The sequence below is a fragment of the Lysinibacillus sp. UGB7 genome (genome assembly GCF_049058285.1).
In the GTDB taxonomy this organism is placed as follows: domain Bacteria; phylum Bacillota; class Bacilli; order Bacillales_A; family Planococcaceae; genus Lysinibacillus; species Lysinibacillus sphaericus_B.
In genome coordinates, this window is record NZ_JBMGUV010000011.1 from 66,748 (window position 1) to 91,789 (window position 25,042).

Here is a 25,042-nt window from a genome sequence, read left to right on the forward strand (position 1 = left end):
GTAAATGCGTTACACTATACCAAACAACTGATTATTCAGTTATTCAACTAACGGTGCACATAGGGCAAGAAAAAAATAGTTTATCCTAAAGAATATGGTAATTGAAGGAGGTTATTTTATGTTTAAACGAATTTTATTTGTTAGTGGCTTACTTGTTTTAGGTATAAGTATTGGAAATTTTTTCTTCGGTAATAGTTTAGCTGACAACATAGATGATAACTTCAAACATGAAATAAAAATAACTTATCCTCAAAATGGGCAAGGGCAAACGTTTGGTTCAGCATCGGATGCTTCTTCTTATGAAGATGAACCCGATTTAATTAGAGCTATAGGAATAGACGGTACAAAAGGGTATGCAAAAAAAGTAGATTTGAATGGTCCTCAGCCTAAAACCCCGAAAGAAGCAGTTAGACTTACAAATGAAGCTAAACCAAGAGAAATTCCTTTGTATGATGTTGATGGAGAGACTATTATTGGTAAGTTTATTGTAGGTGGATAGAAGTTGTTCTATTATTGAACAGCTTCTATTTATAAGTAAAGAGTGTTATTAAAGTAACGAGGGCTTTAGTTTAATAAGAATAGGACTTGTGTTTATGATTGATTTTCATATATGCAAGTCCTTTTGTTATGCTTCCTCAATCACTCCTGTATCTTCATAGAAGGCTCTATAGCAACGATTAGATCCCTGTATGAATATTTCACCACTTCCCTATCAAAACCCTCACTGCTCGTTAAATTGCTCTACAAGGTTGCTACGATTGTTGTTGTAAGCTAACTCAAAGTTGAACCCGTTAAGTACTTACTCCTCACCTGCTGTAACAATTAAATCTCTTTCAATGCACTTCTACACTAGCATACCATCACGGAATGGTCTTCTTATAGCTTATTCAACTAAAGCCCCGTCAGTTTAAGAAGATATTTTTAATTTTCAACTCCATAGTGTAGTTCCAAAAATTAATTTAAGCCCCTAGTTCCTTCCAATGTAAGATTTAATTGATAATCTCCATATTATTAAATACCATTCCAATGATAAATTAGTTGCACAACGCCAGAAGAGAAAGTTCTTTTATTAACCATTTTTAAATTTAACCTCTGTTTTATATCAATAAACATCGGTTTTCCTTCTCCCAAAATAACAGGGTGAATAGATAATCTAAATTCATCAACAAGCCCTAAATTTATAAAAGTTGTAATGAGACCTGCTCCGCCATATAGCCAGATATCTTTACCAGGCTTATTCTTCAATTTATTTACTTCTTCAAGAATATTATCATTTATGAATATTGCTCGATTATCAGTCCCTATTTGTGTTCTGGAAAATACATATTTCTCTTTACAATGAACCAATTCCCAAATCTCTTTTTCGCTATCAGAGTCTTCAGTTTTTGGAATATATTGTCCCCATAAATCGTAACTTTTTCTACCATATAAAATAGTGTCAATTTGATTCAAAAAATTAGTGAACCCCATATCAGGGTCCATAATGCACCAATCAACTTCTCCATTTTCCCCTTCAATAAAACCATCTAAAGTAACTGCTAAATCTAAAATTATTCTTCTTTGTTTTTCGTTTTTTGACATAACGCTTCCTCCTATTATCATTCAGTTATTGTTTCTTCTGCCCCGTTGAATAAGGATTACACAACGAATTTAGATAACCGTAGGCTATTATAAGTATCTTTCATTTTCAAATACAAATGACGTTAGTAGAGATTCTTAAATACGCTGTTTAGTGCTTTCATTACTACGACTATCGACAAAAAAGAACCAAGTAAGGTGATTATCAGGATATTTGGTAGCTACACCTTTAAAACATGCGTTTAAATCCTTTTAATGTATATTGGAATCCACGATTACTATGAATCAATGGCTGTTCACCTTCTTTTAACGAACGATTAGCTAGATGCTATGAAATACTAATGGATTGTTATTGGGATGTCCTAACACATAGCTCACAATTGATCCATCATACAAATCAATAATTGCACTCAAATAAGCTTTTTTCCCATTCCCATACTTAAATTCCGTGACATCGGTACACCATTTTTAATTTGGCTTTTTCGATGTAAATGCCCGATTTAATACGTTCTCTGCCACATGATACGCTGGAGATTTACGATAAGGCTTTCGCTTTCGTCGAATAATAGACTTCAATCCACTAATCTGCATTAAATGATAAATACGCTTCTCGTTAACCGCCGCTTGATCTTTTTCTTTCTGCTGACGATTGATTGACAACGCTATTCGACGATAGCCGTACACCCATTGATACACCTGTTGATACGAAACACCCTAGGCGTACGCTGCTAACTGATAATTTTTCTGGTGCTTCAAACAGTAGTCGACAATTTCAATACGTTCCTCAAAAGTTGACTTTCTTCCTTCCGTGATAGCTTGACTCATTCCTTTACCTGAATCTTTTAATTCACTATGACTAGTATACTTTTTTACCCACCTTTTTAAAACAGAGATACTGCTAATCTCATATTTCGCCAACACCTCCATCTGTTAATAATTCCGTTGTATGTAGTCTTTCACAGCGCTAATTTTAACTCTTTTTAATAGAATTTACATGAAATAACTTCTTGTAACCCTTCACGTCCACCTGCCATATTTCATTTTCCTCTACAAAAAGTTTAATGATCTAATGAACACCTTTCCCCACAATTCGTTGAAAATAATGACCTTCTTCGAACAATTGAAGAATATGTAGTTTTATCTCGAGTGGATGTTTGCTTCGCCCCATAAAAAATACTCCCATTAGATAAACAGATTTTATTTTTAATCCGTCTACCTAATAGGGAGCATATCATGTGACATTTTTATTTTTAATTATTTTATATTTGATTTATATTCTCTAAAAATATTATCTAAATGCATATGCTTTAAATCTTCATCGAAATTCAAAAAAATACGATTTTCGAATTTTTTTATACACCAATTTTCATCATTCGAGTAGATTTCATAATAATTATTACTTAATTCCTCAATACCTATATATCTTATGATTATCCTATGCTCAAGTTTCTTTACTAATATACTTTTCTCTTTAAAGCAGATTCGGAATCCCTTTATAAAATTCAATTCTTTTATTTTAATTTCCTCTTTCATTTCTTCTGGTATATCGATAATCGATAAAATTACTCCGAATGCACTCGAAAAATACTCAATTAGTGAATTTAAATTCCCATCAATAGCTTTTGCAAATGGTCTATCTTCTGTATTTTTCAAATATACATTACTCAATTTAAAACCTCCCTTTTAACCTAATATTAGATTAAAAGGTAAGTTATGTCACTAATTGAAATATAAAACATAAAAGAGACTACCCAACCAAGTAGTCTCATGAAAGGAGGAAAGCTTGTTTTCAGAACACACGTACAAGCGAACGTGCTTATTATTGTAAGGAAATTTTGTTTACGCATTTCCTTGCGCTTTTTGATACTACTATCATATAACGGTTTTCAATAGTTTCAGCCCCTACTTAGTAAGTTACTATTTTAATACCTTTCTTTGATGAAACTTTTTCTGCATACTCCATCATACGCATGAGCTTGCGTGCTTAATCTTGATGTAATTTGTACTGTAATTTAAATCGTTAGCAATTGTTTCAAGCGTCTTTCCTTCCACATGCTTACGATAAAGGATTTTATATTCAAGCCCATTAAATGTACAAATGAGCTTCTTTAAATCATGTAGGTCGTTCATTTTATGAGCCAATTCATATTCGATTGCTTCTATTTTTTCTTCTGCATTCGCCCCAAGTGACTTGGCTTCTAACTTATACTTACCTAAGTCATTTACATTCTCCCAACGTCTTAATTCACATTTGGTCTTATCGAGATTATGTTCAAGGTAAGTTATTTGTTCCACAGTTTACGATAATCCTTCAACCATACGTACATGTGCAGCACCTACCTTGTTTGTTAATTTTCTCAATTTGTTCAGTAACTAAAATTATTTATAGTTATTAAACATTAAATAGAATAGTTGCTGATACACCCTCTGCAAAAGCACCTCCAGTAGTTGTGATTTTTACAGATAGCAGAGTACAGCTATTTACTGAAAAGTTTGTTGTTGTTGTTGTGCAACAATTTGGTGTTGTAGATGAATTTGGCCCAACTATAGTTGCAATAATTCCAGTAGCTATAGGAGTAGTAAAACCACAATTTGTGCTTATATATATTTGTGCTGATGCTGTTGCTCCTGCACTTAGAACATTATTACGTATATTGAGAGTTAAACTTGTAATAACTGCATTTTGAGGAACTACTATTGTATTTTTAATGAAAGATGCTGTTGAAGTTCCTATCCCTAGAAAGTCAAGGTCTCCTACCGACTGATTTGTACTAAAATAAACTTCCATTGATTTAGTACCAGATGCACCTGTTGGACCCGTTGCTCCTGTTATTCCTTGCCGGCCTGTTGGACCCGTTGCCCCTGTTGTTCCTTGTAGCCCTGTTGAACCCGTTGCTCCTGTTATTCCTTGCAGGCCTGTTGAACCCGTTGCTCCTGTTATTCCTTGCAGGCCTGTTGGACCCGTTGCCCCTGGTATTCCTTGCAGGCCTGTTGGACCCGTTGCCCCTGTTGTTCCTTGTAGCCCTGTTGGACCCGTTGCTCCTGTTATTCCTTGCAGGCCTGTTGAACCCGTTGCTCCTGTTATTCCTTGCAGGCCTGTTGGACCCGTTGCCCCTGGTATTCCTTGCAGGCCTGTTGGACCCGTTGCTCCCATTCTCCCTGTTATTATTTGCAAGCCGGTTGAACCTATCGCTCCTGCTAATCCTTGGAGATCTGTTGGACTGGTTGCTCCTGTTATACCTTGAGAACCCATCTCTCCTGTGGCACCTGTTTCTCCTAACCCACTTTGAAAGTAACTGAATCTCATTAGATCACCTCCTTCTCCATTTTTATAATATTCTTATTAGAAGCCATGAAATAGACATAGCACTGCACTAGGTCATATGACTGAAAATTGCTACCTTATAAACTTTCAACTTCTCTAATTTTAGGTTTGCTTAAGCCATAAGGTGACCGGTGACCCTTTTAAATTTATATTTAGGCCTTCCACAGTTTTTATGATGTGTTGTAAATTTTGATAATACGGATCGTTATCAGCACCATAGCTTATATCCTGAGTTACATTATGCATAATTAATGAATAAGCTTCTAAGGTACTTCGGACACGCTCGTCTCGTTTTTCTTAACAGCGATGTGTAATTGCTGCACCTCACACATTCATCTCGCACCAAAATTGTAAATATGTTATAATTTAACAAAATGCTGATTGTTCAGTTGTTCAACTAACAAGCCAGATAATAAGACAAAATGATTAAGGAGTTGACAAAAATGAATGCATTTATGCTAGAAGGATGGACACCCATATTACTTCTGGGGGCTATATTTATTGCTGGGATTTACTTCATATCTCGTAAGGTATCACGAAAAGCCTTATATACAGTTTCGTTAGTATTGAGCTTAATTTGTTTCGGCTTTGTCATATACAGCATATTTGTTGTTGGTGGATGGGAAGGTATGGGACTAGGATTCGTTGCGATTAGCGTTCTATTAGGAACATGGATAGGCACTATATCTGGCATTTCTAGTAAAAATATAAGAGTGTAATTTATACCGCAATCGGGTGTGTTTCAGTTCAATAAGAATAGGACTTGCGTGTATGATTGAATCTCATATATGCAAGTCCTTTTGTTATGCTCTCACACTTTCACAGGAATGCAACAGTCACCCTACACATGGCTTTGTAGCAACGATTAAATGCCTGTGTGAATGTTTTCCTCAGCTCCACTATCAACGCTCACAGGTTCTACAAGCTCGTCAAACTCTGCTAAGGCGTTGCTACGGTTGTTGTTATAAGCTAACTCAAAATTAAAAGAATTTAGACCTTCAATACCTCGCCCTGCTGTAACAGGCATCTTTTTTGTTAGTCATACACATTCTTACCACCCCAATATTTGTAAATATAATACACTTTAACAAATGACTGAACACTCGGTAGTTCAGCTAATAGGATGTAAATGAAAGGAGATTACAGCTTGGAGTTATTCATAGAACTTGTAGGTATTGTTCTACCCATTGCAATAGTTGGAGGCATTATGGTCTTTGTTGTTAAAAGGCTTGAATATAAACATAAGCAAGGAAAATTAGGTAAGAAAAAATCAAAAGACGATCAAAATTCATTAGACAGTTTAATGCCACTAGGTATGCTTTTGGGTTGTACAATTGGTTTGATTCTTAGCATGTTTTTCTCAATTCCATTATTATCTACACTAAGTTTTGGCTCAGGGATAGGCTTACTACTTGGATATTTTACTTATGAAATTTATGGCAATAAACAGGAAAGTTATTCATAAGAATCTATATTCCATAATAGGGAGCTTTAGTTTAATTAAGAACAGGACTTGCGTGTATGATTGAGTCTCATATATGCAAGTCCTTTTGTTATGATGTCACAGAAACACTCCTGTAGCTCCACATATGGCTCAGTAGCTCCAATCAAACAACCTGTGTGAAATAATTCCTCTACTCCACTACCAACTCTCACAGGCTCGTTAAACACCTCTTGTAGCTTGCTACTCAGTCCTTGTGACAGTCAAACTCACTTGTTGATAATTTACCATTATCTATCAATATAGACAAAAAATCAAAATTGTTAATATTCATAACAACCTCAAAAAGCACACCAACTTAATGATGTGCTACCGCAATCTCATCATAACTTGCTTTATAAGCTTAAACCTCCACACACTATATTTTGTAAATATGTTACAATTTAATAAGATACTAAATAAAGTAAGGGAAATATAAACAGCTTTTAGAATACTTATTGAGAATATTATTTAAAAGGTGGCACAAAAATCGGGAGATGAAAAAGTGACAGAAAATAAAAAAATGCTAGCATGTATAATTATTCCATTATCCTATGGATTTGTATCCAACACCTTTATGCTGATAATACCTCCACTTTTGAGCCAACTTGTCTTTGCGGTCTTTTGGTTCTGGGTAGGAATGAAGTTTTCTTGTTTAAGTGGCAACAAAGTGAAGAGTTTCTTTATTGGTAATAGTATTTGGTTACTTTCATTTTTATTATATTTATGGCAATTTGCACTTTTAGATGGTGAAAGCAGAAATATGTTTTTAGCAGGTATTAGTCAATATTACATGCTACCATTTATTTGGTCTGGTACTAAATTGTCATTATTGTTTACAGATATAATTCATGGAACAACCATAACAATTATTTCATATCTTTCAATGTTATTGGTGTTTACGATTGGTTTTATAGTAAGAACGATAAAATTATAATTGTGAAAAGATGTACTTAAACTAACGGAGAATTTTGTTTAATAAGAATAGGACTTGCGTGTATGATTGATTTTCATATATGCAAGTCCTTTTGTTATGTTTCCCTTAGCCACTCATGTAACCCCACACATGGCTCAACATGCGAATATTCGTGAGACATTAAACTCATATTCACACGTTGATACAACACAAAAAGAAAAGACGAGTGACCTTTCGATAACCTGTGAAAAATCACTTTGGTCTCTTTTGGTCTCTCGCCAATATTTGTAAGTTGTCAAACCCTTGCTACGCCTAGTCTTGAATAGCCGCTTCTAACGCAACAACCATCATGTCATTGAATTACTTGTACTTTTAATAATAACAAGATACTTCAATAGTATTGATTTAACAACGTTTTACACTTTATTAATTGCATCTTAAAGTGTTTAACTTTTTATTAAGTTACCTAAATTTTAGATGTTGGTCGCTTTTTGGTCGCCTAAAGTCTCCTGTTTTTAACTAAGACTGCCCCTAAAAAGGCGGTCTTTCTTCTATTTATAAGTTATGTCTAGGTAAAAAACTATTGACCTTTATGTTATCAATGTGATTATATAATCATATAGATAACATATGGAGGTGAATATCCAAATGGATATTAGCATTAAAGATATGATGGACTGTATTGTCAACCCTGTTAAAAATCAAATTATACTTGCGATTCAAGCAAAAGGTGAGTGTACAGCAAAAGATTTATTATCATTACAATACGACATCCCACAAGCCACGCTCTATCGCACATTAAATCGTTTGGTAGAGAGTGGGGTTATTAAGATTGTTGAAGAAAAAAAAGTTCGAGCAGTAACGGAGAAAGTTTACGCCTTGAATGAGAGTTTTTTGAATGTCAACCAATCTATCATTGAGCAGAACGATGGTGAAGCATATTTTAAGTTATTTACGAACTTTTTATTTGTATTGATGAAAGAGTTTCAAAATTACGCTGAAAAATCCTCTATAAATATTGTTGAGGATGGGTCAGGTTTCAGCGCAACTCCTATCTATGCAACTGTTGAAGAAATGTTAGATATCGGAAATAAATTCAAAGAAATAATTACCCCTTATCAAACAAGAAACGCATCGTTTGAGGGACAAAAAATGCATATTCTAGCAACTATTATTACGCCCCCAAACGATAAATAAATTATGAGGTGACTGTTATGAAAACAAAGAATAAGAGGAGAAATCTTTTTGTGATACTCATTGGAATATTGGTACTTTGTATAGGAATTATAGCCGTACGATTGGTATATTTGTCGAGTGCCACAAAGGGCGATACAATCATCAAATATAAAAGTCCCAAAAGCGCACTTCTGGTAACAGATATCCAAAATGACACCTTAGGTATATCCGAATATGACAACACGGATCCGTTAATGTCTAACATCAACACAGCTATCGAATACGCCAATGATTCTGAAATGGAGATTATTTACGTCAAGCAAGAGTTTATGAGAAATTCATTGGATTCACTGCTTTCTGGTGGTATGTATCAGGCTGATAGTGATGGAGCGAACTTATATAATGAACTATCTATTCAATCAGAGAACGTTTTTAACAAGCTCCGCTCTGATGCTTTTTCTTCAGAACTTTTTGAAAATTATCTCGTAGAAAACGAAATTGATACCCTTTATATTGTTGGTGCAGATGCCAGTGGTTGTGTATACAAGACAGCTTTAGGCGGCATAAACAGGGGTTATCGCGTTATTGTTTTGGATGATTGCTTATTTTCAGTAAAAAAAGATGCACTGAATAAAATGCTTGAGAAATATCAGACAAATGGTATCGAGATAACTAATATTAATAATTTTATCCAAACATAAGACTGATTGGTGTAACTAAGAACGGTAAAGGAAATTATATTAGATTGTTTAGCACTATAAAAATTTGAAAATATACAAATTTACGACTATCTCTAAAAAGTGTCCTTTTTTATTGTAACTCTTACTAAAGAAAAAAATTAGACCACCCATCACGGAGTGGTCTTATTATGGATTATTTAATTAAAGCACCCAGTGTAACTATTCACAGTGTTAAAATTAAATGTGATTAGCTAATATACTAAATGCGATGTGTTAAAACTCTAAACACATATCATACCAGACTGAATCACCAAGTGAAGACTGCGATATTCCCTCATTTTTATATCCAAACTTTTCATAATAATGTATTAACTCTTTCTTACAAGTCAAGATACAGCCTTTACGTCCTTGCTTTTTTGCATCTGCAATAACCTGCTCCATCATCTTTGCAGCATATCCATGCTTTCGGTATTTAGGAACCGTGTTTACACCAAATATAGCCTGCCATGCTCCTTCCCCCTCATGCAAAGAAGCATTCTTAAACATTTCATCTCGGATTGTTGGCTCATTTGTCACCATTCCATTGATAAAACCTATTAATTCCCCGTTCTCTTCTAAAATCCAGAAATGATCTGGATACACTTTCAGTCTTTCTTCAAACTCCTTCTCTGTTGCTGCCTCTTCAGGGGGAAAACACACTGTTCCCACTTCAAAAATAGCAGATAAATCACTTAGCTTAGCTGTACGTATTTTCATATATCAAATTCCTCTTTTTTAATTATTTTTCTCAACTTCATCAAGGTTAAAACCATTTGTATCAATTGAGATTATTGTATTATTATCATAGATGGCAACTTAATGTATAGTTAAACGGATCAAATGGAACAAAATCACATTATTAATTATAACTATCCTGCGCCGTTAGTTTAATAATCCGATATCACTCTAACTTGGTGACCCTGAAGTTAAAAACCAATAGCTAATAAAATCAACCAAATTACTGCTATACCTATAATTAAACGCTTCATACTCAATCTCCTATCAGATCATTCTTCCACTAATCAGTTCTGTTAGTTTAATAATACCTCATTTAAAATTTATATGGATGACTATTTCCATTTACCATTCCAGCCAATTAGATGACTACATAAGTAAAACCACCCTTCACACACGGTGTGTTCTTATTTTAGTTCTCTTCTTTATTTTAAAAAAATAAAAATCTTTCAAAAGCAATGAAACTTTTACAGGTGGAAAAACGTATAATTGTTGGTAGAAAAACCAATATAAAGGAGTATTGAATTTACAATGAAACCACAGATTAAAAAAACTTGGATGATTGCTTCTGCACTTACTATAGGAATGGCTGTTCTAACGCCACTTCAAGCAGGAGCTGCATCAGCAGAAAAAACAATTGAAGCATCCGTTCAAAAGGAACAACAACAACAAATTAAAGGGACCATTAAAAATATCTTCAACAGTGGAATGTACCTTAAAGGGCAAGATAGTAAAAATTATTTCATCAGTTTCAGTAATTTTTCTACTGAACAAATAGAAAAAATGAGCTTAGTAGAAGGACAAGAAATCTCTGTAGAAGGTAATGTTGTAGAAGATTATATTGACTTCAATACATTTGAAGCTTATAAAAAAGACCTACCTAAAGAGGTAACAAAAGAAGATTTAATAAGATTAGAAAAAATGTTTAATGAAATGAAGAAGCTAGAAAAGGAAATAAATGAAGACAATGATTATTCAGTTGAAGAGATAGAAAAGAAATTTGAGGAAATGGATAAGATTTATGCCGAAATGTTTAAAATTGAAAAGCCATATGTATTAGCTAATTGGCTACCTAAACCATTTGATGAATATATAGAAGACTACGGATTTAATGAGAGTAATATAGTTATTAAAGAAAACGATAAAAAACAGCTTAAAGCTATTTATGAAGAATGGATAAAGCTTGAAAAAAGTGGGGATGAAGAAAAGGCTAACGATAAATATGAAGAGTTTTATAAAATCCTTGAGCCATATGTAGATGAGCTAAATGCACTAGAAACATTGGAAAAATTTATGGATAGCTATAAGAAAGCCATGGAATTTTTAGATATCCCCGCTGAAACTTTAGTCAAACTAAAAGCTCTTCAAGGGGATTTACAAAAAGCATTAAAAGATAAAAATGATGAGTTGTATGATAAGTTACACGAAGAATTCTATGGAATCCTTAATCAGTTCGAAAAGCCTCAAACATTTGAAGAGTACATGGCTGACTTTGAATACAAAGTTAGTGAAGCAGATAGCAAGAAATTAAAACAACTTTATGAAGAATACCAAGCACTTGATAAAAAAGGAGAACAAGAAAAAGGCGAAGAAATATGGGAAGCTTTTTACAATATTTTAGCCCCATATAGAACAGCAAATAAAGAAATTCTTATTTCAGGGTCTAAAATAACGATAAACGGCCAAGACTATCTTCCACAACATTAACCAGTAAAAATTCGGGGTTATCCTAAAAGTCATTAAAAACGATTTTTGGGTATAACCCCTTTCCTTACCTCTCCCATTATTCAAAATGAGTCATTTCTCCATCTCCTTATAAAATAAAAATGTTAGTTTAAATTTTACTGAGTCTGTAAACACTCATTGTATAATCGCTATGAATACGCTCGGTGAACTAAAACATCGACATGAGAACCCAGACTCCATTCATAGCGGTTATTCCCCTCTACCACTCCAGCCAGTTATCTAAATTAGGTCTAATACATAACTCTGTTCGACCATCACGCTCATTCAGCCAATTATAAAACGGCAATGGACGCTCTCTATTAGTTGTTTCTTCTATATATGATGAATTAATCATCTTCTTATCCAAACGCTCAACAGCCTTACTATATGCCCCTACAAATACGGCTCTTAATGTACTAGCAACTGTCAGTACACCTTCTTTAATATCCATAGCAATTTTGAATAGGATGTTCTTAGCTTTTACAAACTCTGGTGCACTATGAACCTGAGCAGCCAATACAACCTTATGCAATTCATCTTTCAAGTTATCTGCTAATGGCAAGCTATTCATGAAATCAAATAGCATCACTTGGTACCCATTCATCCATTCCTTACAAGCTTCTTTTTCAGCGTGAGCATTATTATATATTTCTTGTAAAGTGCTTGTTTTAAAAGAAGAAAGATTAAAAGATTTAGATGATTGGTTTTCAGATTGTGGAGGACAAACCGCGTCGTTACTAGCTTCATCGGCTGTCTCTCGTTGGGACACGCTCGATGGGACATAAGGTAAAATGCGATAAATACTAGCCCCTTTGATGCCGTTTAATTTTGTACCAGGTACTTTTTCAATGATGCCCAATGACTCTAATTTCTTAATTGATCGATAAACTGTCTTTGTACTAACTTCCAATGCTGCAGCAATTGTGGCTGCCTTCAAATGACAAGCCCCTGGATGCTCTAAGCTATGTGAAGCAAGCTTGAAAACGATGGCACGTTCTGATTCTGTTAAATCATAATAGTGCGCTGTTATGTGGTCCTCCACACTCTTATCCATATCTGATATTGATTCAAATGTTGTGTATGTTGCTAAGTATTCGAATGCCATCGTTTTCACCTCAATCCCATTTATACGAATATCCATATATACGTTTATTTGAATACATCATAATATACGCATATTCGTATAGTCAATGCTTTTCGGTAAATTTTATTTGATATTGCGTATAAACGTATAATTTGATATATTTTTTATAAGAGATTTAACTGAAGGAAGGTGGTTTAAAATGCGGATAAAATTAAAAGAAGTGATGGATGATCGTGGGCTTACACAATCAAAGTTGTCTGAGATGACAGGTATTCGTCAAGCAGCTATTAGTGAGATAGTTAATAATCGTAGAGACACAATCAACAAAGCACACTTAGAAACGATTTGTAAAGCGTTAGAAATCACAAGCTTTGATGATATTTTAGAATGGGATTAACAGATAACTAATTACGGTTGTCTGTTTTTTGTTGTGTACATTCGATGTGTAATTTCCTAAAATGGTAATATCAAGGGAGGTTTTTATGTTGTCAGATTTTATTGCAATAGTTGGAGTATTGAGTTTCATATCGTTGATAACTTTCAGTACTTTAACCTACAAAAAGTTTAAACAGAACAGTAAAGCTCAGGGTATGAAATTCTTAAAATTTGCAGGTATTTCTTTTTTGTTAATGGTGGGTTTGATGTCTTTAGATAATTTACTTGAAAAGCCAACCGATTCAGCTAAAGACGATGTAGAAAAAGTAACAGCTTCTGCTGATGGTGAAAAGATGGAAGTAGCTACAATTACACCTGAAGAATTTAAACAAATTGAAACGGGCATGAGTTACGATTAAGTAAAAAAAATCATTGGTGGTACAGCTACAAACGATAAAAAATTTAATGAAAGTGTAGTGTCATTATATTTTGATGGCGAAAATGGCGTCGATGGAGATTCTTCTGTGACTATTATGTTCAATGGTGGGAAAGCAGATGTTATTATGGAATATGGTCTAATTACAAAACAAGAAGAAACAAAACTTAATAAAGAACCAAGTAAACCCGCATATATACTTGAAGGTGAAGCAAATGCTGAACTATATCCTGCTAGTCCAGCAGCTATGCTTTACGATAAAAATGAAACAAAATTTAAAGGTATGAATTATTATTTCAAAGGTGAATTAGTTGGAGTTAAGAAATTAGAAGGATTATTCGGAAACATGGAAGACGCCTTATTAATTAAGAACGACAAAGGTTATGTAATGCCTATTTTCTCTCCTCATGAAATTGATGCCACAGTTGGCCAGACTTTAGAAGCTTGGGGACCACTGTCAGGTGATGGGTTCGCAGCGTCCGACTTAGGTGTTAACAATGTAGTAGGAATGACAGGGGCTATGAATGCTACTCAAATTAGTGTCCATAACGATTAAAATAAATTAGGTCACTCACCCGAGTGGCTTTTTTCATGAAAATTTTTAGCACAATAGGAAAATAAATCATTAATATCTGTTGACGATAGTAAATAGATATTGTATAATAAGAGTATAGAAAGGAGGTAATAATAATGGAACTTGAAAGAGTAGTAGCAATCACGGCATTCGTCAACTTAGCAATCGCACTAGTTAACTTCCAAACAGCGAAGATAAACAGTAAGAAAGCTAAAGAAAACAAAAAAGACACTACCTCAAAGAAGTAGCGCCCAACAAAATTTAAAAACGAAGGTTAAGGCTCATCCCCTTAGCCTTCACCCTAACTATAAAACATTTTAAATTGAGATACAAACAAAAAATAACATGAAAGAAGGTGTATTATATTGACGACTTTATCCTTAGTTCTCACAGTTGCAACATTATTAGTTATCGGTGCAACAATTGTTATAATGAGAAAAAATAATAAATAATAGGTGGTATAATCTAATGTCGAAAAACTACTCTTTCAATACTAAAGATGACTTTATTAAGTTGGTGCAATCTGAAATATTAACAACCTCAGAAGTATTAGACGAATTACAAATATCACGACAAGCTTTAAACTCCCTTGTAAAACGTGGTAAGTTAGTTCCTGTAAAAGAATTAAGTCGAGATAAATTATATTTGAGAGAAGATATAGAAAGTAGGAAAGAAGCAGCTAAAGAGCTTCATACTAAATATAGACCTTATGATGAATAACAAAAAAAGACCAGGTACTCACTTTTATAATGAGCGCCTGGTCATTCTTTATTTTGGTGACTTAATAATAATTTTTCCACCTGCGTTTTCAATGCCATATTAGCGTACGTTAACACTAAATCCTCTCCAGCTGTGGCAACAACAAGATCGCTAAAGTATTCATCTTTCTTTTCCCACTTCACGACTCTAATTTTATCTTTGGCCAATAATCTCTTAGAGTTATAACATTCTTGTGAGATGTCGTCCAAAAGCTTATCAAGTATAGGCAAATATACTTTGCTCATTTTAAGGTTTTCAATCACCTTGTAGTCACGCTGTAATGATTGAACAGCCATATCATAAACCACAAATTTATGAAGTAGTCGCCTTTGTTCAAAACTTATCATACAACTGAGCGCCCCTTGTGGATGATTGGAACAACTGCTAACACGCTTTCAATCATAAACGTACGCTTGGCTTGCCTTGTAAAACAATATGCCTGAAACGAATTACCAACAATTTTAATAATCTTGATACGCCTTTTTGACACCTTGCCATCTTTGGCCATGTACATCATAATCAAGAATTGGTTACGCTGCATTGCTTTAATCAGTTGTTCTTTCATCATTCCACACTCCTCGATACAGAACGTTTGTTTGTATCATTTTAGAACAAATGTTTTTATTTTATCAAGTGAAATTTGTGGAAATAAAAAAAGTCCAGGCTCAAAACTAATTGAGTACCTGGACTTTGGATAGACAGAAAAGATTTTATATAACCTATTTAACAATAATTCTATAAAGATAATATTTCCCGTTTTCAGCACCAGATTTATCGTAGAAATATACAATAGCCTCACCAGGCTTATTTGCTTTAATTGTATTATAAGGAGTTATACTAACTACACCCGCACCAGATTTTATTTCCAGTCTAGTAGCACCGCGTATACCTTCTGAATTTACTCTCATTCCAAATACAGCATTACCTGTACACAAGTCGTCGTTCTTACAAAATTCTTGCCAATCAGTCGCTGCAGATGCTTGCTGAGTAGCCGTTAATGGTACTACAGACATTGATAAAGCTAGAGCAGAAGCTAAAGCTATTTTTTTAAATTTTTTCATGATTATCATCCTTCCATTTATGTAAAAAATAGATTATGAATTGCTATAGCAAACACTTACTCTCGAGGTAATTACATCCTAACATTACCAACAATAACAATCCAAACTTATTTTTAACATTTTTACTATTTATTTTTATTACAATAATAATCTACACGAAATTGTCTATTGACATTGGTTCTGTTTTTTCTAACAATGCAATTATTATTTGCTTTTACGTTGCTGAATAGTAATATACAAACCCATCAAACGATCAGTTGTCATAGTACCATTCTGTAAATCCTTCAAATGTGAAGCTTGAATAATCCCATCCTTAACCGCCTGTGCAATAAAGTTTTCTGTTTCAGTTTTCATAGCTGGTGAACCTGGATTCCAATTTGTATTTGTCACTTTAATTTCCTCCTTTTTGTCTTCCACAATTAATTGAACTTTATATTTACTGTTGCTTGGTACAATTACTCGTCCTTCCAATTTGTAACTCTTAGGCATTAACCAATTTGTCTTAACTTCAAAATGTGGTCGGTCAATAGCGTTTGTCCATGTACCTCCCCACTCAATGCCTAACTTTTTAGCAATGGCATCGACTTTATTTAAAGTAGTCACATCATACAAAGTTTGTAGAGGGCCAACAGCAATGTCCCATGCTAAACGTGATTTGTGATTGCTATTTAATGTCCAGGTAACAATTTGCCCTGGTCGAGTGCGTCCTTGTGCGTATAGATACTTTTGCCGTTCTTGTGAGCGATATGTTTCTGTAATGAAGATGTTCTTAATGCCTGCCTTGTAGCACTTTTGAAATAGTAATCTACAGGCTGTTTGTGCAGGTGGTAAAAGCTCAGATAAGTCTCGGCATGTTGTTGTTACGCTTGTCATTTAGTTTCTCCCTCCCCCGTTTTATCTTTTACAATTGATAAGATATTTTTAATGAACTCCGGTGTTGGCAAGCCCATCTTTGTACCGTTTTCTGTGATAGTAATAAATTCGAGTACACAGAATGCAATGGCTGCACCATCCCCTGCGTACTCGATACCTGGTATCACTAATGCTAGTAAATACACTGAACTGACTAGCATTAAGTAATAAATTTTTCGTATGATGCCGTTAAAGCCAATACGACTATTTAGGTTTTGATTAACAATTCCACTCATAAGACCGGTTGCATAATCAATAGCCATAAAGCCGATTAAAACAGTTACGGCCATACCTAGACCGTCAACTGAATAAGACACCAACGTGCCAATTGCTCCGCTTACTGCAGCAATCCACTTTTCCATAACACCACTTCCTCAACCGAATTAAGTGGCTTAAACAATGACGACATAGTGGTATTTAGCAACGGAGATAACGAGTACTCTGTAAAAAGAATATTTATTGACACAGAGAACGCTGAAGTCATATTTAGTCCAGATTCATGCGATAGGTCATTTAGGCAGTATGTAATAAGTTTAGAAAATTTCGAGAGTTCTATTAGGATACGTGGCAAGGTTGTAAAATACTTCACGGATCCATGTTTTTGATTACAAACGTTTGTAATTAAAATTTAAGAGTGGCTCATCCGCTGCTCTTTCTTTAATCAGGAAAGGAGAAATAATCATGGCAAGTTACAAAGAATTGGAGCCAAATAAAAATGGCAAACCCCGCATAAAAATAACTGTTGAACTCGGATATGATGAAGAAAAATGTAAACGCATAAGAAAATACAAAAATGTCACATTAAATAGTCTATCAGAACGTACTATCAAAAAAGCAATTACAGAGTTTGAAATTGAAGTTGCTAATATGGAGATTGAAAATGATATAGAGAATATTACTTTTGAACAGTTTGTACAACGTTGGATGGATGTTTATGTACGTGTCGATTTAGCAATTAAATCTAAGAATAATTATGAATCGAGTTTGCGAGGAGGCATTCTTCAATATTTTAATAAAATGAAACTGTCAAAAATAAAAACATTTCATGTTGTTAATTTTTTCAAAGAAGAAAAAGAACAAGGAAAGCGTAATTTAAATGGAAAATACATGGTATTAAAAAGTATTTTTTCAAAAGCAATTGATTGGGGAGTTGTTCAAGAAAATCCAATGAAAGGAGTGAAGCGTCCATACGTTGAAAAAAGATATCGTGAAATACAATTTTATAATGAAAATCAGTTAAAACAACTACTCTCGATACTGGACCAAGTTTATCCGAAGCACCGATTACAAATTAAACTAGCAGTTTTCGGAGGTCTACGAATGACTGAAATAGCCGGTATTAGAGTTGAATGTTTAGATTACACCAACAATTCGTTATTATAGATAAAACACTTCAATATGATAAAGATACAAAACGCTTTTTTCTTGGAAACACAAAGACCAAGAGATCAAGAACCGTATTTATTCCAGAATCTTTGATGAAAGAGACAAAAGAATTTGAAAAGGAAAGAAAAAAGTTAAAGTTAAAATCAGGTGAATTATGGACACCGATGCTGACGACGAAAACAATCCAATTAACCTGTTATTTGTGAAAAGTAATGGATTTCCTTCACATCCAGACGGCATGTCTAATAGATGGAAAGAAATTGTGGACAGATTTAACTTACCACGCCTAAATTTCCATGGATTACGTCACACATATGCTTCGTATATGATTAGTAAAAATGTAAACTTTAAAATCATACAAGAACAATTGGGACATGTTGATATAAAACAAACACATAATACTTATAGTCATTTAACTGAGCGTGACAAAGTAAAAGCAAGTGACCTGTTTGACGAAATCTTATAAAATGGTCTCCTTTTCGTCGCCTTCGGTCACTTGCCTTAATTACTATTAAATTAAATACCCCTAAAACGTTGATATATCAACTAGTCTTGAATAGCCGCTTCTAACGCAACAACCATCATGTCATTGAACGTCGTTTGACGTTCTTCTGAAGTCGTTACTTCGCCAGTAATGATGTGGTCACTTACTGTTAATACAGAAAGTGCTTTACGACCAAATTTTGCTGCTAGCGTGTAAAGCGCTGCGGATTCCATTTCAACTGCTAGTACACCGTATTGAGCTAGTTTTTCATTTTGGTGCTCATCCGAGTAGAATAAATCTGCTGTGAAGATGTTCCCCACTTGTAAGTTTAACCCTGCCTCTTTACCTGCGTTATAAGCTTTTAATAATAAATCAAAATCTGCGATTGGAGCAAAATCGATAGCGCCACCCCAAATGATTTGATTCATACGCGTATCCGATGTCGCTGCTTGCGCTAAAATTACGTCGCGAACTTTTACATCTTTTTGAATTGCACCACAAGTACCAACGCGGATTAATTTTTGAACATCATATTCTTGCATTAACTCTGTTGCATAGATCGAAATAGATGGAACACCCATACCAGTGCCTTGTACAGAAATACGTTTGCCTTTATACGTACCTGTATAACCAAACATATTACGAACTTCGTTATAACAAGTAACATCCTCTAAAAAAGTCTCTGCGATGTATTTTGCGCGAAGCGGATCCCCTGGAAGTAAAATTGTGTCAGCGATCTCGCCTTTTTTTGCATTAATATGAATACTCATACTGCAATCCCTCTTTTCTGTCAGTTATCACTTTAAATGATACTGTGTTTCTCATATTTACGCAATGATAGACGTCTAGCAACTTAAAAAGAAAGAGTAGTCAAATTATTCCGACTTATCGTTCATGACCCACATATAAATCCCATAGTTCATCAAATACTTCTGTTGTTAAATTATCCGTTGCATAGGTTTCTATATATGTAGATAGCTCATCAAAATCTGAACTTTGCTTTGGAAAATTATGCTCATGAAACATCTCTTCTGCAAAACGCACCTTTTCATCTGACCAATCTCCCCCACGGAAAGTTAATACATATAAATAAAAGCTCTTTTTCATAACCAAAAAGTGCCTCCTTTTCTCTCATTTTTCTTTTCGCTAGTTTATCAAAAAAATTACAATTCGTCATAAAAAAGCTTATAGTTTCTTTTAAGTATTTTTTCCTATTACAGATAATAACATCATCTAAGATCATTTCTTATGACTATGGTCATAAAAAGATCAATTGCTATTTTATCAGAAAAATGAAAATTTTATGAAAAAATAATAGAAACATTTAGCAAAATACGATAAAATTGAAATCGACTATACAAATTTAGGAAGGTGATGGCGATGCAAAACTCTAATAATCTAAGTAGTTCAACGAAAAAACGCCCGTCTCTCTTTAAATCTAGTTTTTTCAAAAGGAAAAATCCAGATTCAAAGCATAGTAGGCCTAATCTCCCTTCTACTAAAGAAAAACGACAACGTTTTTATCATTTAATCCGCGGTAAAGTGATGATTATTTTTGCCATACTCATCCTTATTAATGCTGTAATGGGTATATTATCGTACGTCAATATTACGAATTTGCAACAGCAAATGAAAGATTTTACTGAAAAAAATGTACAAGAGCAACTAACGGTCAATCAACTTGCGTATGAAATTGCTAGACTAACCAATCTTGAACAGGCCTATTTAATCACAGGGAATGGTAGTTATTCTACTTCCTATAATATGAAAATTGATGCTATCAATAAAAAAATTCAGGCTTTACAAGAAAAGTTTTCCGACCGTGAACTGGAACTGGGCCATATGCAAGCAATTGGTCAATACTACAAAAACTACCTTGAGTACTCTAAAAAGGTGATGACAATCCGTGATGAAATTGGCCTTGAACAAGCACGTAAGCTCATGATGAACGGTACAGGGGAAACCATGAAAATCCATATTGATGATAACATTGAATCAATTAACTCTGTTATGGATGAATCCAATAAAGCAACACTAAGTAAGCTCAACGAACAAATCAAAGTTTCAAATACTACATTTTTTTTCATCTCGCTGGTCGGACTAATTGCCATGATTATTTTTGGGTATATGCTATTTAAATCATTGAAAAACAATACGTCTGCTATAAACCACTCTATCTTAGATATTGCCCAAGCTGGGGGCGATTTGACACGACGCGTCCAAGTTCGAAACAATGATGAATTCTCAACCATTGCCACATCGACAAATACACTTATCATTTCTATTTCGAACCTGATTAAACGAGTTAGCCAACTTGCTGACCACGTTTCAAGCAGTAGCCAGGAGCTAATGGCATTGGCAGAAGATAATGCCCGTACCATTCAAAATATTGCAGATACTACTGCAGATATTGCCAGTGATAGCGACAATACGATTCATAGCATGACCAGTGCACAGCAAAAAATGAGTGATTTGGAACATTCTATGCATCAGTTAACAGAACTGACGAACGGGGTACAGCAAGCCTCTCTTGCCATGCAACAAGCAGCCGACGATGGGAGCCGTTCAGTATATCAATCCTCTGTAGTTATGCAGTCTATTGAAGAAACAATGGCCTCCACTACTACTACCGTCGAGGCACTTGGCCGAAAATCTACGGATATTACATCGATTATCAGTACGATTACAGCCATATCTGAGCAAACAAATCTTCTTGCTTTAAATGCAGCAATCGAAGCTGCTCGCGCAGGTGATCACGGCAGAGGCTTTGCTGTTGTAGCCGATGAAGTTCGCAAGTTAGCTGAGCAATCTCAATCAGCTGCTAAAGAAGTAACATCCATTGTGACGTCTATTCAAGATGAAGTGTCATCGATTATTTCGCAAAATCATGAAGGGGTTATTTCCGTCATTCGAGGAGTCGAGGTGACAAATGAAACGAATCAATCGTTGTCGAATATTTTAGCGCACACCAAAGAAACGACGACCATTATTACGGCTATGGTAGAGAAAATTGCTTTGACACTTGATTATAGTAATGCAGTTGCCAGTGATTTTGTGCATATGAATGCTTTCACAGAGCAAACGGCTGCAAATACCGTTACGTCAGCTGCAGCCGCAACACAGGGTTCTGCATCCATGCAAGAAATCAACGCAGCAGCCACAGAGCTAGCTCACCAGGCAGATAGCCTCCGAAATGTCGTTAGTGAATTTAAAGTGTAACACGTATAAGAATGACTCTCCTAGGGACATTCTTTTTTATGTCATCGTGAGGAAGTAGACAGTGTCAACGAGCATTCATAGTACTTTTGTCATCATGATCATCATCTCCTTAAGTATTCTTAGCAGGTTAGGAGCAGAATTATCAGTAGGCGATACAAGTTGATTGGAGTGGAAGGCGCGACACTCCTACAGGAACAGCACGTGTTTAAAACCATTTCTGCGGCGACCCGCCGCAAAAATTAGTTGGAGCCGTGCCTGAGGAAAGGGAGTGCCTGGAACGGAAAGCAACGATTTCTTACTATTTCTTCTAAAATGAAAAAACTGTAAACAAAATCCATTTTTTGAATTTGTCTAAACGCCTAGCACAGTGTGTACTAGGCGTCGACGTGCATAGAGAGCGAAAAGGCCCCACAAGAGCGTAGCGACGAGGAGACTGAAGTCAGGCCCGCGAAAAGCGTCCGCCGTAGTGGAAATCAACGGCTCCATATATACTTCTATTAAGAGAAGAAAAAAGACTGAAAACGCCTAGCACGGTGGGTACTAGGCGTTTTTACGTTCTTATTTAAACAATGAAATATATTCAGCATAGCCTTCTTTTTCTAAATTTTCTTTTGGGATAAAACGAAGAGCCGCAGAGTTAATGCAATAACGTAAGCCCCCAAGCTCAGCTGGTCCATCTGGGAAGACATGTCCTAAATGCGAGTTAGCCTCTTTGCTACGCACTTCTACACGACGCATGCCATGTGTCGTATCAAAATGCTCAATTACTTCTTCATTGATAATTGGTTTAGCAAATGCTGGCCAGCCACAACCTGCGTCAAACTTATCGAATGAGCTAAACAACGGCTTACCAGAAACGATATCGACATAAATACCATCTACAAAGTGCTGGTCATATTCATTACGAAATGGTGGTTCTGTCCCATTTTCCTGCGTGACATAGTATTGCATATCTGTTAACTCTTTTAATCGCTGTTCTTTGCTCATTTATTGTGCCCCCAGTGTAGCGCCTGAAACGCTTCGCGACCTGAGCCGACTGCATAGCGTTCATAGTGCATTGGATTTTTCTTATAATAATATTGATGGTAATCTTCGGCTGCATAAAACGTACTTGCAGGTAAAATTCTCACGGCAATCGGCTTGTTAAATTTTCCTGATGCCGCTAAATCAGCCTTTGAGCGTTCTGCCAGTTCACGTTGTTCTTCATCATGATAAAAAATCGCAGTTGTATAAGATTGACCTCGATCATAAAATTGTCCTCCAGCATCAGTAGGATCGATTAATGTCCAGAATGTTGACAGTAATTGCTCGTACGAATAGAGCTCATCATCGAACATAATTTGAACAGCTTCCACATGACCTGTCGTTTCAGAGCACACTTGTTCATATGTTGGATTTTCAACATGGCCTCCTGTGTAGCCAGAAATCACGGATTCTATGCCAGGTGTCTCATCGAATGGCTTGACCATGCACCAAAAACAGCCACCCGCAAACGTTGCATATTGTATTGCCATTTCTTCTCACTCCTTATTGACCAGGAACGATAATTTCCAATAAAATTTTATCGTTTGGTAAGTCTAGTTCCTTCGCGCGCACACGAGATCCTGAAGCAATATTTACACGTGATAAATCAATGTAAATTTCTGCTCTATTCGGATCCACAGTAATCCATGAAGGGAATTCCACCGAATCACGCATTATTTTCATCGTGGTCTCCGGTGGAATATTCAATAGGCCGACATTCATCTCCGTTTGCTTTAATATAATATTGCCTTTCTTATCCACAATCGGTTCAAAATTCATGGTAATTGGAATTTCAGTATAAAAGACCGTCAATTTACTCTTAAGTTGAATGTCATCACCTATTGTGAAATCAATCGGTAATGGCGAACCCTTGGCTGTATCCTTTAAATACTTTTTCGATATCGATTCAAATTCCTTCGTTGTTGTTTGAACGACTAGTACATTGCCTTTTACTTCTTCACTTTCTGAACTCTTCGCTAAATTTACTCCATCTACTGGTTTCGTAGCTAAATAAACGACGAGGAGGATCGCAAAAAGCACCGTTCCTGCTAATGCGAAAAATGCGAATTTCCATTTATTCATTTTGTCACTCCTCGAAGCCTATTTCCTTGTTAATCTTCTTTTCCATTCCGCATTGCCCCATTGCTTCTAAAATTCGCTCTGTCATTTTATCGTAACCTTTTGCATTAGGGTGAAAGAAATCCGTATGATAAACGAGTTCTTCATTCGAATCAAATAAATCTTCCACTGATACATAGCATGCATTTGTATCCTTACTAGCTACCCTTTCAATCACATTATTCCATTCAGTAATAATTGTATCAAATTCATTGGCCTCATTTGTGACGATAGAGAATGGATTATAAAAGCCAATTAGTAATAGTGGTACTGTTGGGTTTTTTGCACGAATACCATCAATAATTTTACTATAGCGTTTTTCATAGGCCTGTAATTCAGCATCAAAAGCATCGCGTTTCAGATTAAATAGATCCTGTTTAACAACTTTCATTACATCGTTTCCACCCATTGTCAATGAAATGAGTTGTGCTTGTTGTAACTCTTCATCATAATGCCCTTTTTTCACTAATTTTAATAGCTGATCACTACGTCTTCCCCTTTTTCCTCGATTATCAACCTCAACTTCTGAAATCGAAGGCCAAGTGAGCAGTGAGTCTGCTAATCTTCCAACATAACCGTCTTGACTATACTCATCACCAACACCATCCGTTAAAGAATCTCCTAGTGCCAGGTAATGTAGTTGCTCCGCGTTTTCATCATCAATTTGCCGTAAATCCTCTGGTGAAGGTTCAAAAAAATGTTCAAAAATTTGCGTCAACATATTACTAGAGGATTTACCCTCGTCTTCTGTTTGTTGCTCATCCTGTCTCATATCTTGCTCCGTCGCTGCCTGATCACTTTCTGGTTCAGCCTGCGGATTCGGTTCATCTATTGAAATAGCACAACCACTTAGTACTAAGACGATCAAACATGACAAAATTACTCGCCAGATGTCCATTTGACCACCTTCCATCTTTTACTGTTACTACTATTATAGATAGTTCACGCTGCAATGA

The 25,042-nt window shown here is 35.2% G+C and carries 33 protein-coding genes and 2 pseudogenes; 15 read left to right on the forward strand and 20 right to left on the reverse strand.

From position 1 onward, the window contains the following. Nucleotides 1-118: 118 nt before the first annotated feature. Entirely contained in the window at nt 119-499 is a 381-nt protein-coding gene (locus ACOMCU_RS11860) for a hypothetical protein (protein WP_421050294.1), read from the forward strand. A 512-nt stretch (nt 500-1,011) separates the two neighbouring features. Here the strand turns inward: ACOMCU_RS11860 and ACOMCU_RS11865 are convergent. The 6 genes and pseudogenes from ACOMCU_RS11865 to ACOMCU_RS11890 form a co-directional block, all read right to left on the reverse strand. After that, complete coding sequence (locus ACOMCU_RS11865; protein ID WP_421050295.1) at nt 1,012-1,581, reverse strand: dihydrofolate reductase family protein; 570 nt, start codon at nt 1,579-1,581, stop codon at nt 1,012-1,014. Between the two features lie 56 nt (nt 1,582-1,637). Next, nucleotides 1,638-1,812, reverse strand: a pseudogene (locus tag ACOMCU_RS11870) (IS1595 family transposase); the annotation flags it as partial. A 1-nt stretch (nt 1,813) separates the two neighbouring features. Further along, nucleotides 1,814-2,508 (reverse strand): annotated as a pseudogene (locus ACOMCU_RS11875) (DDE-type integrase/transposase/recombinase); the annotation flags it as partial. Between the two features lie 324 nt (nt 2,509-2,832). Continuing rightward, nucleotides 2,833-3,246: a hypothetical protein gene (locus tag ACOMCU_RS11880; RefSeq protein WP_010861015.1), complete on the reverse strand. Its 414-nt coding sequence runs from the start codon at nt 3,244-3,246 to the stop codon at nt 2,833-2,835. A gap of 294 nt (nt 3,247-3,540) precedes the next feature. After that, nucleotides 3,541-3,873, reverse strand: a complete 333-nt coding sequence (locus ACOMCU_RS11885; RefSeq protein WP_421050296.1) for a hypothetical protein — start codon at nt 3,871-3,873, stop codon at nt 3,541-3,543. Between the two features lie 97 nt (nt 3,874-3,970). Further along, on the reverse strand, nt 3,971-4,885 hold the full coding sequence (locus ACOMCU_RS11890; RefSeq protein WP_421050297.1) for a collagen-like triple helix repeat-containing protein: 915 nt from the start codon (nt 4,883-4,885) through the stop codon (nt 3,971-3,973). A 461-nt stretch (nt 4,886-5,346) separates the two neighbouring features. On the opposite strand from ACOMCU_RS11890, the gene ACOMCU_RS11895 reads away from it, so the two are divergent. Beyond that, nucleotides 5,347-5,622 carry a YesK family protein gene (locus ACOMCU_RS11895; RefSeq protein WP_010861017.1) on the forward strand — a complete coding sequence of 92 codons (276 nt, stop codon included), beginning with the start codon at nt 5,347-5,349 and terminating at the stop codon, nt 5,620-5,622. A gap of 146 nt (nt 5,623-5,768) precedes the next feature. On the opposite strand, the gene ACOMCU_RS11900 is transcribed toward ACOMCU_RS11895, so the two are convergent. After that, nucleotides 5,769-5,930 (reverse strand): hypothetical protein, encoded by a 162-nt coding sequence (locus ACOMCU_RS11900; RefSeq protein WP_421050298.1) that lies wholly within the window; start codon nt 5,928-5,930, stop codon nt 5,769-5,771. A 132-nt stretch (nt 5,931-6,062) separates the two neighbouring features. Here ACOMCU_RS11900 and ACOMCU_RS11905 point away from each other — a divergent pair, with 132 nt between their 5' ends. The 4 genes from ACOMCU_RS11905 to ACOMCU_RS11920 all read left to right on the forward strand — a co-directional run bounded on the left by ACOMCU_RS11905 (nt 6,063) and on the right by ACOMCU_RS11920 (nt 9,176). Beyond that, nucleotides 6,063-6,368, forward strand: coding sequence for a hypothetical protein (locus tag ACOMCU_RS11905; protein ID WP_421050353.1), 306 nt, complete (start codon nt 6,063-6,065; stop codon nt 6,366-6,368). Nucleotides 6,369-6,888: 520 nt separating this feature from the next. Continuing rightward, nucleotides 6,889-7,320 (forward strand): hypothetical protein, encoded by a 432-nt coding sequence (locus tag ACOMCU_RS11910; protein ID WP_421050299.1) that lies wholly within the window; start codon nt 6,889-6,891, stop codon nt 7,318-7,320. Between the two features lie 627 nt (nt 7,321-7,947). Next, the gene (locus ACOMCU_RS11915) at nt 7,948-8,496 is read left to right on the forward strand and encodes a hypothetical protein (protein ID WP_421050300.1); all 549 of its coding nucleotides are present in this window, start codon (nt 7,948-7,950) and stop codon (nt 8,494-8,496) included. Nucleotides 8,497-8,513: 17 nt separating this feature from the next. Beyond that, complete coding sequence (locus ACOMCU_RS11920) at nt 8,514-9,176, forward strand: cysteine hydrolase family protein (RefSeq protein ID WP_010861030.1); 663 nt, start codon at nt 8,514-8,516, stop codon at nt 9,174-9,176. 252 nt (nt 9,177-9,428) lie between these two features. On the opposite strand, the gene ACOMCU_RS11925 is transcribed toward ACOMCU_RS11920, so the two are convergent. Next, complete coding sequence (locus tag ACOMCU_RS11925) at nt 9,429-9,911, reverse strand: GNAT family N-acetyltransferase (RefSeq protein WP_010861031.1); 483 nt, start codon at nt 9,909-9,911, stop codon at nt 9,429-9,431. 549 nt (nt 9,912-10,460) lie between these two features. Here ACOMCU_RS11925 and ACOMCU_RS11930 point away from each other — a divergent pair. Further along, a complete protein-coding gene (locus ACOMCU_RS11930; RefSeq protein ID WP_010861463.1) occupies nt 10,461-11,636 on the forward strand; it encodes a hypothetical protein in 1,176 nt (391 codons plus the stop codon). A gap of 238 nt (nt 11,637-11,874) precedes the next feature. On the opposite strand, the gene ACOMCU_RS11935 is transcribed toward ACOMCU_RS11930, so the two are convergent. Beyond that, the gene (locus ACOMCU_RS11935; RefSeq protein WP_421050301.1) at nt 11,875-12,759 is read right to left on the reverse strand and encodes a helix-turn-helix domain-containing protein; all 885 of its coding nucleotides are present in this window, start codon (nt 12,757-12,759) and stop codon (nt 11,875-11,877) included. Between the two features lie 178 nt (nt 12,760-12,937). On the opposite strand from ACOMCU_RS11935, the gene ACOMCU_RS11940 reads away from it, so the two are divergent. The 5 genes from ACOMCU_RS11940 (at nt 12,938) to ACOMCU_RS11960 (ending at nt 14,843) form a co-directional block, all read left to right on the forward strand. Then, a complete protein-coding gene (locus ACOMCU_RS11940; RefSeq protein ID WP_421050302.1) occupies nt 12,938-13,135 on the forward strand; it encodes a helix-turn-helix domain-containing protein in 198 nt (65 codons plus the stop codon). Nucleotides 13,136-13,223: 88 nt separating this feature from the next. After that, entirely contained in the window at nt 13,224-13,532 is a 309-nt protein-coding gene (locus ACOMCU_RS11945) for a hypothetical protein (protein ID WP_421050303.1), read from the forward strand. A 105-nt stretch (nt 13,533-13,637) separates the two neighbouring features. Beyond that, a complete protein-coding gene (locus ACOMCU_RS11950) occupies nt 13,638-14,105 on the forward strand; it encodes a hypothetical protein (RefSeq protein ID WP_421050304.1) in 468 nt (155 codons plus the stop codon). 134 nt (nt 14,106-14,239) lie between these two features. Further along, nucleotides 14,240-14,371, forward strand: coding sequence for a hypothetical protein (locus tag ACOMCU_RS11955; protein ID WP_421050305.1), 132 nt, complete (start codon nt 14,240-14,242; stop codon nt 14,369-14,371). Between the two features lie 220 nt (nt 14,372-14,591). Beyond that, a complete protein-coding gene (locus ACOMCU_RS11960; RefSeq protein ID WP_421050306.1) occupies nt 14,592-14,843 on the forward strand; it encodes a helix-turn-helix transcriptional regulator in 252 nt (83 codons plus the stop codon). Nucleotides 14,844-14,884: 41 nt separating this feature from the next. Here the strand turns inward: ACOMCU_RS11960 and ACOMCU_RS11965 are convergent, their stop codons facing one another. From ACOMCU_RS11965 to ACOMCU_RS11985, 5 genes are all read right to left on the reverse strand, one after another. Next, a complete protein-coding gene (locus ACOMCU_RS11965) occupies nt 14,885-15,229 on the reverse strand; it encodes an aconitate hydratase (protein WP_421050307.1) in 345 nt (114 codons plus the stop codon). Continuing rightward, complete coding sequence (locus tag ACOMCU_RS11970) at nt 15,226-15,447, reverse strand: transcriptional regulator (RefSeq protein ID WP_421050354.1); 222 nt, start codon at nt 15,445-15,447, stop codon at nt 15,226-15,228. Before ACOMCU_RS11970 ends, ACOMCU_RS11965 begins: the two co-directional genes overlap by 4 nt. Nucleotides 15,448-15,601: 154 nt before the next feature. After that, nucleotides 15,602-15,943: a hypothetical protein gene (locus ACOMCU_RS11975; RefSeq protein WP_421050308.1), complete on the reverse strand. Its 342-nt coding sequence runs from the start codon at nt 15,941-15,943 to the stop codon at nt 15,602-15,604. Between the two features lie 204 nt (nt 15,944-16,147). Beyond that, nucleotides 16,148-16,816 carry a M15 family metallopeptidase gene (locus tag ACOMCU_RS11980; protein ID WP_421050309.1) on the reverse strand — a complete coding sequence of 223 codons (669 nt, stop codon included), beginning with the start codon at nt 16,814-16,816 and terminating at the stop codon, nt 16,148-16,150. Beyond that, a complete protein-coding gene (locus tag ACOMCU_RS11985) occupies nt 16,813-17,217 on the reverse strand; it encodes a phage holin family protein (protein ID WP_421050310.1) in 405 nt (134 codons plus the stop codon). Before ACOMCU_RS11985 ends, ACOMCU_RS11980 begins: the two co-directional genes overlap by 4 nt. A gap of 319 nt (nt 17,218-17,536) precedes the next feature. Here ACOMCU_RS11985 and ACOMCU_RS11990 point away from each other — a divergent pair, with 319 nt between their 5' ends. Then, nucleotides 17,537-18,238: a tyrosine-type recombinase/integrase gene (locus tag ACOMCU_RS11990; RefSeq protein ID WP_421050311.1), complete on the forward strand. Its 702-nt coding sequence runs from the start codon at nt 17,537-17,539 to the stop codon at nt 18,236-18,238. A gap of 157 nt (nt 18,239-18,395) precedes the next feature. Further along, nucleotides 18,396-18,707 (forward strand): tyrosine-type recombinase/integrase, encoded by a 312-nt coding sequence (locus ACOMCU_RS11995; protein ID WP_010861443.1) that lies wholly within the window; start codon nt 18,396-18,398, stop codon nt 18,705-18,707. Between the two features lie 80 nt (nt 18,708-18,787). Here the strand turns inward: ACOMCU_RS11995 and deoD are convergent, their stop codons facing one another. Together deoD and ACOMCU_RS12005 are read right to left on the reverse strand one after the other, a co-directional pair. Further along, entirely contained in the window at nt 18,788-19,495 is a 708-nt protein-coding gene (deoD, locus tag ACOMCU_RS12000) for a purine-nucleoside phosphorylase (protein ID WP_010861444.1), read from the reverse strand. A gap of 115 nt (nt 19,496-19,610) precedes the next feature. Further along, nucleotides 19,611-19,832: a YozE family protein gene (locus ACOMCU_RS12005; RefSeq protein WP_010861445.1), complete on the reverse strand. Its 222-nt coding sequence runs from the start codon at nt 19,830-19,832 to the stop codon at nt 19,611-19,613. A 273-nt stretch (nt 19,833-20,105) separates the two neighbouring features. Between ACOMCU_RS12005 and ACOMCU_RS12010 the strand changes: the two genes are divergently transcribed. Next, nucleotides 20,106-21,944, forward strand: coding sequence for a methyl-accepting chemotaxis protein (locus tag ACOMCU_RS12010; RefSeq protein WP_010861446.1), 1,839 nt, complete (start codon nt 20,106-20,108; stop codon nt 21,942-21,944). Nucleotides 21,945-22,502: 558 nt separating this feature from the next. Here the strand turns inward: ACOMCU_RS12010 and msrB are convergent. Genes msrB through ACOMCU_RS12030 form a run of 4 tightly spaced genes read right to left on the reverse strand, consistent with a single transcriptional unit; the run spans nt 22,503 to nt 24,984 of the window. Then, nucleotides 22,503-22,931, reverse strand: coding sequence for a peptide-methionine (R)-S-oxide reductase MsrB (gene msrB / locus ACOMCU_RS12015; RefSeq protein WP_421050312.1), 429 nt, complete (start codon nt 22,929-22,931; stop codon nt 22,503-22,505). After that, entirely contained in the window at nt 22,928-23,458 is a 531-nt protein-coding gene (gene msrA / locus ACOMCU_RS12020; RefSeq protein WP_421050313.1) for a peptide-methionine (S)-S-oxide reductase MsrA, read from the reverse strand. Before msrA ends, msrB begins: the two co-directional genes overlap by 4 nt. A gap of 13 nt (nt 23,459-23,471) precedes the next feature. Then, entirely contained in the window at nt 23,472-24,050 is a 579-nt protein-coding gene (locus ACOMCU_RS12025; RefSeq protein WP_010859237.1) for a YpmS family protein, read from the reverse strand. A gap of 4 nt (nt 24,051-24,054) precedes the next feature. Next, nucleotides 24,055-24,984, reverse strand: a complete 930-nt coding sequence (locus ACOMCU_RS12030) for a GDSL-type esterase/lipase family protein (protein ID WP_230491841.1) — start codon at nt 24,982-24,984, stop codon at nt 24,055-24,057. Nucleotides 24,985-25,042: the final 58 nt, after the last annotated feature.

Coding starts and splice junctions, on each gene's coding strand:
- ACOMCU_RS11930 (WP_010861463.1), top strand. CDS start 10,461: ATGAAACCACAGATTAAAAAAACTTGGATGATTGCTTCTGCACTTACT.
- ACOMCU_RS11980 (WP_421050309.1), bottom strand. CDS start 16,816: ATGACAAGCGTAACAACAACATGCCGAGACTTATCTGAGCTTTTACCA.
- ACOMCU_RS11995 (WP_010861443.1), top strand. CDS start 18,396: ATGGACACCGATGCTGACGACGAAAACAATCCAATTAACCTGTTATTT.
- msrA (WP_421050313.1), bottom strand. CDS start 23,458: ATGGCAATACAATATGCAACGTTTGCGGGTGGCTGTTTTTGGTGCATG.
- ACOMCU_RS11900 (WP_421050298.1), bottom strand. CDS start 5,930: ATGCCTGTTACAGCAGGGCGAGGTATTGAAGGTCTAAATTCTTTTAAT.
- ACOMCU_RS11955 (WP_421050305.1), top strand. CDS start 14,240: ATGGAACTTGAAAGAGTAGTAGCAATCACGGCATTCGTCAACTTAGCA.
- ACOMCU_RS11935 (WP_421050301.1), bottom strand. CDS start 12,759: ATGGCATTCGAATACTTAGCAACATACACAACATTTGAATCAATATCA.
- msrB (WP_421050312.1), bottom strand. CDS start 22,931: ATGAGCAAAGAACAGCGATTAAAAGAGTTAACAGATATGCAATACTAT.
- ACOMCU_RS11925 (WP_010861031.1), bottom strand. CDS start 9,911: ATGAAAATACGTACAGCTAAGCTAAGTGATTTATCTGCTATTTTTGAA.
- ACOMCU_RS11960 (WP_421050306.1), top strand. CDS start 14,592: ATGTCGAAAAACTACTCTTTCAATACTAAAGATGACTTTATTAAGTTG.
- ACOMCU_RS11990 (WP_421050311.1), top strand. CDS start 17,537: ATGGCAAGTTACAAAGAATTGGAGCCAAATAAAAATGGCAAACCCCGC.
- ACOMCU_RS11975 (WP_421050308.1), bottom strand. CDS start 15,943: ATGAAAAAATTTAAAAAAATAGCTTTAGCTTCTGCTCTAGCTTTATCA.
- ACOMCU_RS11895 (WP_010861017.1), top strand. CDS start 5,347: ATGAATGCATTTATGCTAGAAGGATGGACACCCATATTACTTCTGGGG.
- ACOMCU_RS11920 (WP_010861030.1), top strand. CDS start 8,514: ATGAAAACAAAGAATAAGAGGAGAAATCTTTTTGTGATACTCATTGGA.
- ACOMCU_RS11985 (WP_421050310.1), bottom strand. CDS start 17,217: ATGGAAAAGTGGATTGCTGCAGTAAGCGGAGCAATTGGCACGTTGGTG.
- deoD (WP_010861444.1), bottom strand. CDS start 19,495: ATGAGTATTCATATTAATGCAAAAAAAGGCGAGATCGCTGACACAATT.
- ACOMCU_RS11970 (WP_421050354.1), bottom strand. CDS start 15,447: ATGAAAGAACAACTGATTAAAGCAATGCAGCGTAACCAATTCTTGATT.
- ACOMCU_RS11915 (WP_421050300.1), top strand. CDS start 7,948: ATGGATATTAGCATTAAAGATATGATGGACTGTATTGTCAACCCTGTT.
- ACOMCU_RS12005 (WP_010861445.1), bottom strand. CDS start 19,832: ATGAAAAAGAGCTTTTATTTATATGTATTAACTTTCCGTGGGGGAGAT.
- ACOMCU_RS12025 (WP_010859237.1), bottom strand. CDS start 24,050: ATGAATAAATGGAAATTCGCATTTTTCGCATTAGCAGGAACGGTGCTT.
- ACOMCU_RS11890 (WP_421050297.1), bottom strand. CDS start 4,885: ATGAGATTCAGTTACTTTCAAAGTGGGTTAGGAGAAACAGGTGCCACA.
- ACOMCU_RS11965 (WP_421050307.1), bottom strand. CDS start 15,229: ATGATAAGTTTTGAACAAAGGCGACTACTTCATAAATTTGTGGTTTAT.
- ACOMCU_RS11860 (WP_421050294.1), top strand. CDS start 119: ATGTTTAAACGAATTTTATTTGTTAGTGGCTTACTTGTTTTAGGTATA.
- ACOMCU_RS12010 (WP_010861446.1), top strand. CDS start 20,106: ATGCAAAACTCTAATAATCTAAGTAGTTCAACGAAAAAACGCCCGTCT.
- ACOMCU_RS11865 (WP_421050295.1), bottom strand. CDS start 1,581: ATGTCAAAAAACGAAAAACAAAGAAGAATAATTTTAGATTTAGCAGTT.
- ACOMCU_RS12030 (WP_230491841.1), bottom strand. CDS start 24,984: ATGGACATCTGGCGAGTAATTTTGTCATGTTTGATCGTCTTAGTACTA.
- ACOMCU_RS11940 (WP_421050302.1), top strand. CDS start 12,938: ATGCGGATAAAATTAAAAGAAGTGATGGATGATCGTGGGCTTACACAA.